The 13167-nt window shown below is 29.9% G+C and carries 12 protein-coding genes; all 12 read left to right on the top strand.

All coding sequences use genetic code 11. The features are described 5' to 3' along the window. Positions 1–190: 190 nt before the first annotated feature. The 12 genes from gyrA to CURT_RS05755 all read left to right on the top strand — a co-directional run bounded on the left by gyrA (position 191) and on the right by CURT_RS05755 (position 13163). Complete coding sequence (gene gyrA, locus CURT_RS05810) at positions 191–2776, top strand: DNA gyrase subunit A (protein ID WP_018713802.1); 2586 nt, start codon at positions 191–193, stop codon at positions 2774–2776. Continuing rightward, positions 2769–3800, top strand: a complete 1032-nt coding sequence (locus CURT_RS05805; protein ID WP_018713801.1) for an aspartate-semialdehyde dehydrogenase — start codon at positions 2769–2771, stop codon at positions 3798–3800. Before gyrA ends, CURT_RS05805 begins: the two co-directional genes overlap by 8 nt. Further along, positions 3779–4522 (top strand): hypothetical protein, encoded by a 744-nt coding sequence (locus CURT_RS05800; protein ID WP_018713800.1) that lies wholly within the window; start codon positions 3779–3781, stop codon positions 4520–4522. The genes CURT_RS05805 and CURT_RS05800 overlap by 22 nt, the downstream gene beginning before the upstream one ends. 31 nt (positions 4523–4553) lie before the next feature. After that, entirely contained in the window at positions 4554–5063 is a 510-nt protein-coding gene (locus CURT_RS05795; RefSeq protein WP_026320359.1) for a YqhA family protein, read from the top strand. A 16-nt stretch (positions 5064–5079) separates the two neighbouring features. Then, positions 5080–6102, top strand: a complete 1023-nt coding sequence (gene hemE, locus CURT_RS05790; RefSeq protein WP_018713798.1) for a uroporphyrinogen decarboxylase — start codon at positions 5080–5082, stop codon at positions 6100–6102. An 18-nt stretch (positions 6103–6120) separates the two neighbouring features. After that, positions 6121–7416, top strand: coding sequence for an SH3 domain-containing C40 family peptidase (locus tag CURT_RS05785; RefSeq protein WP_169478852.1), 1296 nt, complete (start codon positions 6121–6123; stop codon positions 7414–7416). Between the two features lie 157 nt (positions 7417–7573). Further along, positions 7574–7975 carry a hypothetical protein gene (locus CURT_RS05780; RefSeq protein WP_018713796.1) on the top strand — a complete coding sequence of 134 codons (402 nt, stop codon included), beginning with the start codon at positions 7574–7576 and terminating at the stop codon, positions 7973–7975. Next, positions 7972–9606: an FAD-binding oxidoreductase gene (locus CURT_RS05775; protein WP_018713795.1), complete on the top strand. Its 1635-nt coding sequence runs from the start codon at positions 7972–7974 to the stop codon at positions 9604–9606. The genes CURT_RS05780 and CURT_RS05775 overlap by 4 nt, the downstream gene beginning before the upstream one ends. Continuing rightward, entirely contained in the window at positions 9590–9943 is a 354-nt protein-coding gene (locus tag CURT_RS05770) for a c-type cytochrome (protein ID WP_018713794.1), read from the top strand. Before CURT_RS05775 ends, CURT_RS05770 begins: the two co-directional genes overlap by 17 nt. An 85-nt stretch (positions 9944–10028) precedes the next feature. Next, positions 10029–10811: a patatin-like phospholipase family protein gene (locus CURT_RS05765; RefSeq protein ID WP_018713793.1), complete on the top strand. Its 783-nt coding sequence runs from the start codon at positions 10029–10031 to the stop codon at positions 10809–10811. 8 nt (positions 10812–10819) lie between these two features. Further along, positions 10820–11458, top strand: coding sequence for an HAD family hydrolase (locus CURT_RS05760; protein WP_018713792.1), 639 nt, complete (start codon positions 10820–10822; stop codon positions 11456–11458). 10 nt (positions 11459–11468) lie between these two features. Continuing rightward, positions 11469–13163: an FMN-binding glutamate synthase family protein gene (locus CURT_RS05755; RefSeq protein WP_018713791.1), complete on the top strand. Its 1695-nt coding sequence runs from the start codon at positions 11469–11471 to the stop codon at positions 13161–13163. The last annotated feature ends 4 nt before the right edge of the window (positions 13164–13167 follow it).

Below are 13167 nucleotides of genomic sequence, written 5' to 3'. Positions count from 1 at the left end.
AAATTAATGATTTTATCATTAATTAACTATATTTATCTTTAATAAAAAGCTATATTTTTTATGTTTAAAAAACTTTTATACTAATGGATTTTTAAATAAAATTATTAATAACTTAGTTTTGAAAATGACTAATTTTTGGATATAATGTTTAGTATTTTTGAAAAATAAATGTGTAAATATAAGGAATTTTATGGAAAATAATCTTTTTGATGAAAATGTCGAGATAATAGATGTTGAGGATTCGATAAAGACTAGCTATCTTGATTATTCTATGAGTGTTATCATAGGTAGAGCTTTACCTGATGCAAGAGATGGGCTTAAACCTGTTCATAGAAGGATACTTTATGCTATGAATGACTTGGGTGTTGGAAGTAGAAGTCCATATAAAAAATCAGCCCGTATCGTAGGAGATGTTATTGGTAAGTACCACCCACATGGTGATACTGCAGTTTATGATGCATTAGTTAGAATGGCTCAGCCTTTTAGTATGAGAATAACAACTGTCGATGGACAAGGAAACTTTGGTTCTGTTGATGGCGATCCTGCTGCTGCTATGCGTTATACAGAAGCTAGAATGACAAATTTAGCAGAAGAGCTTTTAAAAGACTTAGATAAAGAAACTGTTGATTTTACACCAAATTATGATGGAAGCATGAGTGAGCCAGATGTTTTACCAGCACGCGTTCCAAATTTGTTATTAAATGGCTCAAGTGGAATCGCAGTTGGAATGGCTACAAACATCCCTCCACACAGTCTTGATGAGCTTGTTGATGGACTTTTGGTTTTACTTGATAATAAAGATGCAACTTTAAAAGAGTTAATGCATCACATCAAAGGACCAGATTTTCCAACAGGTGGTGTTATATTTGGTAAAAAAGGTATTATTGAGGCTTATGAGACAGGTCGCGGACGAATTAAAATAAGAGCAAAAACTCATATTGAAAAGAAAAATAATAAAGACATTATCGTTGTTGATGAACTTCCTTATCAAGTAAATAAAGCAAATTTAATAGAAAAAATAGCAAATTTAGTAAAAGATAAAGAAATTGATGGAATTAGCGAAGTAAGAGATGAAAGCGATAGAGAAGGTATGCGTATGGTCATTGAGCTAAAACGCGATGCCATGAGTGATATTGTCTTAAATCATCTTTTTAAATCAACTATGATGGAGACAACTTTTGGTGTTATAATGCTTGCCATTGATAACAAAGAGCCAAAAGTTTTCACACTAAAAGAGCTTTTACAACTTTTCTTAAATCATAGAAAAACTGTTGTTATAAGAAGAACTATATTTGATCTTCAAAAAGCAAGAGCTAGAGCTCATATTTTAGAAGGTTTAAAAATAGCCCTTGATAACATAGATGATGTAATTGAACTTATTAAAAATAGTGCAGATACCAGCTCAGCAAGAGATGGATTAATGAGTAAATTTGGACTAAGTGAGCTTCAATCAAATGCCATTTTGGATATGAGACTTAGTAAGCTTACTGGATTAGAGAGAGAAAAACTAGAAGCTGAGCTAAAAGAAATTTTAGAACTTATTGAAAATTTAGAAAAAATATTAAAAAGTGAAGAACTTATTGAAGGCATTATAAAAGATGAGCTATTAGAAATAAAAGATAAATTTAAATGCCCAAGAATTACTGAAATAGTTGATGATTATGATGATATTGACATAGAAGACTTAATACCAAATGAAAATATGGTTGTAACCATAACTCACCGCGGATACATAAAAAGAGTTCCAAGTAAAACATATGAAAAACAAAAACGAGGTGGAAAAGGAAGAGTTGCATTAACTACTTATGATGATGATTTTATAGAGAATTTCTTTGTCTGCGATACTCACGATACGCTTATGTTTATAACAGATAAAGGACAGCTTTATTGGTTAAAAGTTTATAAAATCCCAGAAGGAAGCAGAACTGCAAAAGGAAAAGCAGTTGTAAATTTAATAGATCTTGCACCTGATGAGCAGATTATGGCTATCATCCCAACAACTGATTTTGCTGATAATAAATTTTTAACAATATTTACTAAAAACGGAATTGTAAAAAGAACAAAACTAAGCGAGTATGCAAACATAAGAAGTGTTGGAATAAAAGCTATAAATTTAGATGATAATGATACAGTAGTAACATCTTTAATTATAGAAAAAGGTGATCTTGATACAGATGATGATGAAATCATTGATGATGAAAATATAGATGATGAAGTAGTAGATGAGATTGAAGATGAAAGCGAAGTTGCACCACATGGTCAAATGCTTTTGGTTGCTACTAAAAAGGGAATGTGTATTAAATTTAACGTAACTGATGTTAGAGAAACTGGAAGAGTTACAAGAGGCGTTACTGCAATTAAATTTAAAGAAAAAGATGATAGCGTAATAGGTGCAGCAGTTTTACAAACAAATGATCAAGAAATATTAAGTGTTGCAAGTAAAGGCATTGGTAAGCGAACCACAGCTGAAGAGTACAGACTTCAAAAAAGAGCTGGAAAAGGTGTTATTTGTATGAGACTTACAAATAAAACAGGCGATTTAGTTGGTATTGTAATAGTTGATGATGAGATGGATTTAATGGCTTTAACAACTAGTGGTAAGATGATTAGAGTAGATATGCAAAGCATTAGAAAAGCAGGTCGAAATACAAGTGGCGTAAAAGTTGTAAATGTTGATGGAGAAGAGGTTGTAAATATTGCAATTTGTCCAAAAATAGAAGATGAAGAAACCAGCGAAGAGTCAGATCAGTTAAATTTAGGAGAATCCGATGAATAAAGAGCGTTTTAATGTTGCAGTTGTAGGAGCTACAGGTGCGGTTGGAGAAGAAATTTTACTAATACTTGAGGAGATGAATTTTCCTATTAATGAATTACTTTTGCTCGCAAGCTCAAGAAGTGCTGGAGAAAGGCTAGAGTTTTGCGGTAAAGAGTATGTTGTAAAAGAACTTACTGAAACTATTTTTGATGAGCATGATGTTGATATTGCATTTTTTTGTGCAGGCGGTTCGGTATCAGCTCATTTTGCTAAATTTGCAACCCAAAGTGGAGCATTGGTGATAGATAACACAAGTCATTTTAGAATGGAGCCAAATGTTCCTTTAGTTGTGCCTGAGTGCAATCCAAAAGATATAAATTTATGGCAAAATACAGGAATTATTGCAAATCCAAACTGCTCAACCATACAAATGGTGCAGGTTTTAAAACCACTTGATGATATTTTTAATATTTTAAGAGTTGATGTAAGCACCTATCAAGCAGCAAGTGGAGCAGGAAAAGAAGGAATGGAAGAGCTTGTTAATGAAATGCAAGCGTTTTTTGCCTTTAAGCTTGATGAGTTTGAAAATAAAGTTTTTCCACACCAACTTGCTTTAAATGTAATTCCTCATATTGATGTATTTTTGGAAAATGACTACACAAAAGAAGAGATGAAAATGGTAAATGAAACTAGTAAAATACTTCATAAAAATATTCCACTTTCAGCAACTTGCGTTAGAGTGCCAGTTTTAAGAAGTCATAGTGAAGCAATTACTATTAAATTTGAAAGAAATTTTGAAGTTGAAGAAGTTAGAGAAATTTTAAGAAATGCTCCAAGCATAAAGCTTATTGACGATGTTAAAAATAACTCTTATCCAATGCCAACTATTTCTACAAATACCGATTATACCTATGTTGGTAGGATTAGAAAAGATAATTTTGATGAAAAAATACTTCATCTTTTTTGCGTAGCTGATCAAGTAAGAGTTGGCGCTGCTACAAATGCTGTGAGAATTGCACTTAAATGGATAGATTATCAAAGATAAATTATGAAATTTATAAGCCTAGTGGAAATCCCACGGCTTTAATTTATATTAAATCTAGTCAAAAACTTGATAAAAGCTTAAATGATTTAATTATGCAAAAACACCCATTTGTTGAACAAGTGGGTTTTGTTGATGATGATTTTAACCTTTTTATGGCAGGTGGTGAGCGCTGCATAAATGCTATAAGATGTGCAGGGCTTTTTTATATGGATAAATTTAGCCAAGATGAGGTTAAGGTTAAAAATTTAGGTGAAGTTTTTAAATGTGGCAAAGATGAGTTTGGGGTTTTTACAGTTTCAAATTTTAGTGATAAATTTGATATAAAAAAGCTAAATGATTTCGAATATTTAGTAAATTTAGATGGCATTACTCATATTGTAAATTTAGAAAATTTAGAGTTTAAAAGTGATGATGAGTATAAAAAATTTGGCTTTGAAAAGATAAAAAGCTTAAATTTGACTAATCTTAAAGCAAGTGGCTTTATAAATGTAAAAGATGAGGTTTTAAAACCTGTTGTTTTTGTAAGAGATATTAATACTTTATTTTATGAAAGTGCTTGTGCAAGTGGGAGTTTGGCAGCTTCAGTTATTTTAAATTTAATTAATAATAAAACTTCTTTTGAGCTTATTCAGCCAAGCAATAAACCACTTTTTGTTGAAATTTATAAAGATAGTGATAAATTTAAAAGCTTTAAAATAAGTGGAGAGATTAAAAAATGTTAAATTTAAAATAAAATTAATAAAAAGAGAAAAAATGATTGAAAAAATTTTTGAAAGAGTTCTTTGGAGTTCGAGATTTGTTACGATTTTACCTGTGATTTTTGGCTTAATCGGAGCTGTGATTTGCTTTGTGATAGCAAGTTATGATATTTTAAATGTTATGTTTGGTGCGTGGGGATATTTGGTAAATGGCGTTAAGGAGATAGATCTTCACTCAGACGCTGTTGGTGTGATAGTTGGGGCGATTGATTTGTATTTGATGGCGTTAGTTTTGTTTATTTTTAGTTTTGGAATTTATGAACTTTTTATCTCTGAAATTGAGCCGATGAAAAACTCAAAACACTCAAAAGTTTTAGAAATAAAAAGCTTAGACCAACTAAAAGATAAAATTGGCAAAGTTATCGTAATGGTTTTAATCGTAAATTTCTTTCAAAGGGTGCTTCACGCAAAGTTTGAAACACCGCTTGAAATGGGCTATTTGGCACTTTCCATATTAGCACTTTGTATAGGACTTTATTTCCTTCACAAAGGAAGCGAACACTAAATTTAAAGGAGAAAAAATGATATTTGTAGATGCGTGTTTAAAAAAAGAAGTTCCTTATACTCCAGTTTGGATGATGAGGCAAGCGGGGAGATATCTACCTGAATATAGAGCAGTTAGAAAAGATGCAGGTGGTTTTATAAGTTTATGTAAAAATCCAAAAAAAGCAAGTGAGGTTACACTTCAACCAGTTGATATAGTTGGTGTTGATGCGGCTATTTTATTTAGTGATATTTTGGTTGTTCCTATGGAAATGGGAATAGATTTAGAATTTATAGTTGGTCGTGGCCCAGTTTTTCATGATCCAATTACTTGCGAAGAGGATTTAAAAAGATTAGATGCTCAAAAGGCCGTTAAAAATCTAGATTATGTTTATGAAACCATTAAAATCACTAGAGAAAAACTTGCAAAAGACAAAGCATTAATTGGTTTTTGTGGGGCACCTTGGACCGTTGCAACATATATGATAGAAGGTGGAAGCACAAAAAACTATGCAAAATGTAAAAAACTTCTATATCAAAATCCTGAATTTTTACATAAAATTTTAAGCAAAGTTACACAAGCAACTAAAATTTATCTTGAAAATCAAATAAAAGCTGGCGTTAATGCCGTTCAAATTTTTGATAGCTGGGCAAGTGCGTTAGAAAAAGATGTTTATTTTGATTTTAGTTGGAAATATATTTTAGAAATTGTTGATTACTTAAAGGCAAAATATCCTGAAATTCCAATTATTGTTTTCCCAAAAGGTATTAGTGCATATTTAGATAAAATTGATGGAAATTTCGATGTTTTTGGAGTTGATTGGAGTACTCCTTTAGCTCTTGCAAGAGATGTTTTAAGCCATAAATATACACTTCAAGGAAATATGGAGCCTTGCCGTCTTTATAGCAAAAATGCTATTAAAGAAAGCGTTGAAAAGATAGTAAAAACAATGAAAGGAAAGTCTCATATTTTCAACTTAGGACATGGAATTTTACCTGATATACCAGTTGAAAATACTAAATATTTTATAAATTTAGTTCACGAGCTATCAGCTAAATAGAGATATTTTACGATGGTTTTGAGGTGGTTTTTAAGCTTAGTTTTAGTTTTATTTTTTGCTGGTTGTGCCACTAAAAATGAAACAATAAACCAAAATCAAAAATATGAAATTTTAAAGCTTGAATTTCCTCAAAACTCTAAAATATTACCAAAAGTTAAAAATCCTAAACTTTTTGATAGAGACTTGTTTTTAGAGCGCTTTTTTAGAGTGTGGGATTTTAGTCAAGAAAATAGACCCAAAATTTCTAAAAAAGAGGCTTTTTGGGCATTAAATGCATATAAAAACACAAAAAATAAAAAATATTATTCACCAAGTAGAAGAGTTTATGATGATAAATTCTTTGATAAAATTTACGAAAATGCAAACACTAATAAATTTGGTGAGTTATTTTTTCCTGCAATTACTTTAAAAAATACTTTTTTAAGAAATGCTCCAACAAATGAGCCAATATTTATAAGCTTTAAAGATGCGGGTGAGGGCTATCCTTTTGATTATTTTGCAAATTCTACTTTAGGAGTTAATTATCCAGTTTTAATTTCTCATTTTAGCAAAAACAGAGATTTTGTTTTTGTGCAAACTGATTCTGCTTGGGGTTGGATAGATGCAAGAGATATAAAAATTTTATCACAAGATGAAATAAACTTGATAAAAAACTCCAAATTTATAACTATTTTAGAGGATAAATTACCACTTTTTAATTTAAATAATAAGTTTTTATTAAATGCAAGAGTTGGGACACTTTTAATGGTTCATAGATATGATGATAAATATTATTATGGTGAAATTTTCACAAAAAATGGCCTAGAAAATTATAAAATTTCTAAAAAAAGTGCCACTGTATTTCCAGCTGTTTTAAATGATGAAAATATTAAAAAAGTAATAAATAGTATTTTGGGTGAGCCTTATGGTTGGGGTGGGTTTGGATATTATAGAGATTGTTCGCTTTTTACAAAAGATGTTATGACATCTTTTGGCGTATGGCTTGGAAGAAACTCAAAAGCTCAAACTGTTGGGCATAAAAGTATAGATTTAAGTTTTTTAAGCAGTGATGAAAAGCTTGAAACAATAAGGCAAAATGCTACGCCATATCTAGCTCTTATTTATATGCCAGGGCACATTATGCTTTATGGTGGTATTATAAATGGTGAAGTTAGTGTTATCCATAATGTTTGGGGGCTAAAAACAGTAGATAATGGACGTGCTTTAATAGCCCAAACTGCAATCACATCTTTAAAAATAGGTCAAAATAATCCAAACATCATGCAAAATAACTTGCTTTTAAATAAAATCACAAAACTTATTTTACTTGATTAGAGATTTTAAATTTAAGATAATTATAATTTTTTTATAAATGTGTTTTAAAATATTAAACTATCTTTAAAAAAAATATCTAATTTTAATTTCTATCTTAAAATTTTGCTTAATGTGATAAAATAACTTTTAAGTTACATTATAATTCGAAAGGAGTTAAATGATGAGCGAAATTTCAAGGAGAAATTTTTTAAAAACAGGCGTTTTATCCACCTTTTTTCTTTCTAATTACTCTTTTGCTAATTCTTTTAAATTTGAAGATAAGAATTTTTTAATCTATGATGAAAATTTGAAAATAAGCAAAAACTATGCATTTACTTTTGCAAATAAAGAAAAACTAAGGATAAATAAAGATGTAAGTGAGATTTATTTTGATTTAAAAGATAAATTTAGAGATGACTTTATCTCATCTGGCATAACATCAAAAGAAACTTTTTTTGTTATTAAAAATATAGCAAAAGATTTTTACTATCAAAGTAAAGAAAAAGTTTTAGATGATGGTTTAGTATCTTGGATTTTATTTCCAAGTAGTAATCTAAATATAAAAAGGAGTTTGACATGATTTTACCAAATGGTGTAAGTATTGAAAATTTTAAAAAAGCTATAAAAAAATTTAAAGAAATAGTGGGCGAAGATAATGTTATAGATAATCAAAAAGATATATATTTGTATAGGGATGCTTATTCTCCTGAATGGGATGAAGAAACTGAGCCAATCCCATCATTAGCAATAACTCCTAAAACCGCCGAAGAAGTAAGTAAAATAGTTAAAGTAGCAAATGAATTTAAAATACCGCTTTTTCCTATTTCAACAGGCAAAAATTTAGGTTATGGCTCTTCAGCTCCAAATAATCGCGGTGATATAGTAATTGATTTAAAAAGAATGAATAAAATCATAGAAGTTGATGATAAGAGAAATTTCTGTATTTTAGAACCAGGTGTTAGTTATTTTGACTTTTATAAATATTGTGAAGATAATAACTTAAATGTTTTTATGGATATACCAGATCCTGGTTGGGGAAGTCCTGTTGGAAATGCACTTGATCATGGTTGGGGATATACTTATGGAATGTATAGGGATCATTTTGGAGCACATTGTGGAATGGAAGTTGTTTTAGCAAATGGTGAGATAATGCGAACCGGCATGGGAGCTTTACCTGGAGCTAAGACTTTTGCTGAAAATAAATACGGATATGGTGCTTACTTAGATGGTCTTTTTGCGCAATCAAATTTTGGCATTGTAACAAAAATGGGATTTTGGCTTATGCCTAAACCTGAATATTACGCACTTTATTCATTGGAAGCTAAAAAAAGAGATGATTTAATAAAAATAGTTGAAATATTAAATTATTTAGAAGATTCTTTTATTATCGGTTGGCCACTTTATAGAAGTCCTTTAAATCCACCTCATGGAAAAGAAATGAACCCTGAGTTAAAATCATATCTAACCTCAAAAGATGGCAAACCAGACCTTGAAAAAATTCAAAACTATGCATTAAAAAATAAAATTCCTTACTGGCAAATTGACATTCCTATTTATGGAAACAAAGAATCAGTTAAAGCAAATGCGAACTATATAAAAAGCAGATTTGATGAAGTTGAGGGCTCAAATTTCAAGCTCGTTCAAGAGTTTTCACTTCCTTTAAGCAAAGATGATATTGCTAAAATGAAACATAAAATTTCCCTTGGAATTCCAAATATGGAGATTTTTTGGCTTAGCACAAGAGGTGAGAGTTTAGAGCCTCAAGATGGGCATGTTTGGTTTTCGCCAATTATTCCAAGAGATGGAAAAGAGCTTTTAAAATGTCAAGAGGTTTATATAGATGTTTTTCACGAGCTTGGGATGCCTTCGCCAATTACACCATTTTCACATCCTAGAAGCTGGATGTATAGAGCGTTTTGTTTTATGCTAAATTTTGGAAACTCAAGAACAGATATTGAACATAATAAAAATTTAAGAAAAGCTTATAGAAAAATGATTGAAGTTGCTGCGGAAAATGGCTGGGGAGATTATAGAGCTGCTCCAACTTTTCAAGATGATGTTTATAATGTGTATTCTTTTAATAACCATATTTTAAAAAGATTTACACAAGAGTTAAAAGATGCAATAGATCCAAATGGCATAATCGCACCAGGAAGAGGCGGAATTTGGCCTAAACATTTAAGAGGAAAAAAAGATGAAAAACTTAGTTAAGATTATGATTTTTATAGGAGTTGTTTGTTTTATAAATTTAAATGCTAAAGAAAAAGATATTTTAAGTGGCGGGGTTGAGGCAAAAATGCCAAAAACAGGAGAAGAAATTTATAATTATTGGTGTCTTCCATGTCATGGGGCAAATATGCCAGGAACAAATGCTTTGCAAGCCTTATATCAAGGCTCAATTCCTGCTGAATTAACAAAAAGAGATGATTTAAATCCTGAGTTAATTGAATATTTTGTAAGGGAAGGAAAACATAGTATGCCTTTTTTTAGAAAAGTCGAGATAAATGATGAGGAGCTAAAAGCTTTAGGAGAATATCTATCTAAATAAATAAATAATTTAAATACCCAATTTTTTGGGTATTTATTTAAAAATAGTTTGTAAAATTTAAACATTTTAAAGAAAGGTTTAATTTTTGGATATAAACTTATCACTTTCAGGTGGAGCTGCAAGAGGGGCATATCATTTAGGTGTTCTTCAAAAACTTGATGAAATTGGCGTTTATATAAAACGCATTAGTGGGGCAAGTATAGGATCATTTGTAGCTGTGGCGTATGCAAGTGGATTTAAACCGCTTGAAATTTTAGAAATTATTAAAACTGATGAGTTTAAAAGCGCATTTAGTTTAAATTTGGACTTTAAAAGCTTTGCAAAAATTGAGTTTAACAACAAGATTATTCAAGATTTACTTAAATTTAAGCGCTTAGAAGAGCTTAAAATTCCTGTTTATTTATCGGCACTTGATTTAAAAAGTGGTGAGATAATTTACTTTAATAAAGGTGATACTTTAAAAATAGTTTTAGGAAGTTGTGCATTAATACCTATCTTTGAAGCGGTAAAATATGATAACTATTTTTTAGCAGATGGTGGATTTAAAGACAATCTCCCAACAAAGCCTTTTGAAAAATTTAAAGAAAAAACCGTAGCTGTTGATTTGCAGCCAATTTCAAATTTGATAAATAAATATGATATCTCACTTCCTTTTAAAAAGCCAAAATTTAAAGATGATTTTAATCTAATAACTGGCGTAAATAGGGCCTTAAGAGTTATGCTTAGTCCCCAAAAGCCAAAAATATCAAAAGATACAATTTATATCTCATCAAATTTGATTAAGAAATATTCACTTTTTAGTTTTAAAAACTTTGATGAGCTTTTTGAACTTGGTTATAATAGTGTTAATGAAGAAAAATTTAGATAAGGAAAATTATGACTTTAACAGTTTTTGATCTTGATAAAACACTAATTAATGGTGATAGTTATGATTTATGGCATGAATTTTTACTTGAAAAAGGTATTTTAAAAGATGATTTTATAAAAGATAATCAAAAAATGATAGAGCTTTATGATGAAGGAAAACTTAATATGAATGAGTATTTGAAATTTTCAATAACTTCACTAAAAAGCCTTAGTTTGAATGAAATTTCAAACTTAATACCTGAGTTTTTAAAAACTAAAATTAAGCCTATTATTTACAATAAAGCTAAAATTTGGATAAAAACTCTAACTCCAAATTTGATAATTTCAGCAACACCATCTTATATAGTAAATCCAGTTTCAAAATATCTTGGTGTAAAAGAAGCAATTGGCGTAAATCTAGTGGTTAAAAACTCTCATTATACAGATGAGTTTATACCTCCTTTAAGTTTTCAAGAGGGTAAAGTTGAGGCTTTAAAAATTTATTTAAAAAACAAAAATTTAAACCCACAAAAAATAGTTTTTTATACAGATTCGATAAATGATCTTGCGATGTGTGAGTTCGTACACTCTACAAACTGTATAAACCCTGATGATAAATTAAAAAAAATAGCACTTGAAAAAGGCTGGAATATAATTAATCCAAAATAAGGAAAAAATTATGCTAAGTTTTATTATTTTTTTATTAGTAGCGTTTTTATTTGCGCTATTTGTATATGATAGATATGTTCAAAGAAAGTCATCACTTCTTATAAATTATCCAGTAATTGCTAGATTTAGATATCTTTTTGAGCTACTTAGAGAGCCATTTAGACAGTATTTTGCAAAGGAAGATTTTTATGAATCAAGAGATAAAATTGACTGGGTTTATAAGGCCTCAAAAGATAAAAATTTATATATTTCATTTAGTGTTTCTCAAAGTTATGATGGAAGTAGATTTTTACTAAAACATGCAAGTCATGTTTTCAATGCAGATGAAATAAATGGTAATTTTAGCGTAAAAATAGGTAATTCTACCTGTAAAAATCCATTTATAACAAAATCTGTAATTGTCAGATCGGCTATGAGCGATGGGGCTTTAAGCCCTGAGGCAACAAGTGCTTTTTCAAGTGCCGGAATAGAGGCTAGGTTTCCTATAAATATTGGAGAGGGTGGGCTTACAACAAATTATTTTTTTAGACACAAAATAGCTAGTGAGAATAAAAAATATCTTGAAATTATAGAAGGAACACCATCGCAAAAGCAAATTTACAATATTTATAAAAGGCTTTTTAATCACACCGTTGCCATTAGAAAATACAGAAATTTAGTTTTAAAAGGTATTGAAGCAAAGGATAGTTTTGCTGTTGATAAGAAAAATTTAAGCTTTTATAGAATCAACTGGAATGCACCTTTGGAAAATTTCCCTAATGAAATTCCTAGTGATGTAGCTGATTTAATTTTTCAAATTGGCTCAGGGCTTTATGGCGTAAGAGATGAAAATGCTAAATTTGACGAGCTAAAATATCAAAAAGTTATGCGTTTTTGTAGGGCTACTGAGATAAAAATAGCTCAAGGTGCAAAACAAACTGGTGGTAGACTTTTAGGCGAGAAGGTTACACCTGAAATTGCTTATTACAGAGGTGTAAAAGAGGGCGTTGATATTATAAGTCCAAATCGATTTCCTTATGCAAACGACTATAATGAGCTTTTTAATTTTATTTCTAGATTAAAAGAACTTTCAGAAAAGCCAGTTGGCTTTAAGATTATTGTCTCAGATATAAATGAAGTTGAAAATATGGTAAAAATTTTAAAAGATAGATTTGATACTAAAAAAACTCTACCTGATTTTATAAGTATTGATGGTGGAGATGGTGGAACTGGTGCTGCACCGCTTGAGTTAATGGAATCAGTTGGATTAAGACTCCCATATGCTTTATATATTGTTGATTTTACTCTGAAGAAATATGGCATTAGAGAGCATTTTAAAATAATTGGAAGTAGCAAAGTTTTAACGCCTGATGATGTGGCTATTACACTATGCTTAGGAGCTGATTTAGTTGGAATTGCAAGAGGATTTATGATGAGTGGGGGCTGTATTAGAGCAAGAGTTTGTTCGGGTGCTTTAAAGCATCAATGTCCAGTTGGAATGGCAACACAAGATAAGAAAAAACGCCTTTCATATTTAATTAACGAAAAAGCTATAACAATTGCAAATTATCACAAAAATTTACTAAAAAGTTTAAAAACCATAATGGCAATTTCAGGCATAGACAGCGTTGATAAATTTAATAGTAAAATGATAAGTTTTAAAACAAAAAGTGGAAATTGTTATTTTGATATAGATAAATATTTTGAGGAAAAGCTTCACTTATAATGAG

Source organism: Campylobacter ureolyticus (assembly GCF_013372225.1).
GTDB lineage: Bacteria > Campylobacterota > Campylobacteria > Campylobacterales > Campylobacteraceae > Campylobacter_B > Campylobacter_B ureolyticus.
Note: the sequence above shows the minus strand (reverse complement) of the source record. Positions and strands in the feature narration are given on the sequence as shown.

Bases quoted from the DNA above. Each gene is read 5' to 3' on its own strand.
- gyrA (WP_018713802.1), top strand. From the start codon at position 191: ATGGAAAATAATCTTTTTGATGAAAATGTCGAGATAATAGATGTTGAG.
- CURT_RS05805 (WP_018713801.1), top strand. From the start codon at position 2,769: ATGAATAAAGAGCGTTTTAATGTTGCAGTTGTAGGAGCTACAGGTGCG.
- CURT_RS05800 (WP_018713800.1), top strand. From the start codon at position 3,779: ATGGATAGATTATCAAAGATAAATTATGAAATTTATAAGCCTAGTGGA.
- CURT_RS05795 (WP_026320359.1), top strand. From the start codon at position 4,554: ATGATTGAAAAAATTTTTGAAAGAGTTCTTTGGAGTTCGAGATTTGTT.
- hemE (WP_018713798.1), top strand. From the start codon at position 5,080: ATGATATTTGTAGATGCGTGTTTAAAAAAAGAAGTTCCTTATACTCCA.
- CURT_RS05780 (WP_018713796.1), top strand. From the start codon at position 7,574: ATGATGAGCGAAATTTCAAGGAGAAATTTTTTAAAAACAGGCGTTTTA.
- CURT_RS05775 (WP_018713795.1), top strand. From the start codon at position 7,972: ATGATTTTACCAAATGGTGTAAGTATTGAAAATTTTAAAAAAGCTATA.
- CURT_RS05770 (WP_018713794.1), top strand. From the start codon at position 9,590: ATGAAAAACTTAGTTAAGATTATGATTTTTATAGGAGTTGTTTGTTTT.
- CURT_RS05760 (WP_018713792.1), top strand. From the start codon at position 10,820: ATGACTTTAACAGTTTTTGATCTTGATAAAACACTAATTAATGGTGAT.
- CURT_RS05755 (WP_018713791.1), top strand. From the start codon at position 11,469: ATGCTAAGTTTTATTATTTTTTTATTAGTAGCGTTTTTATTTGCGCTA.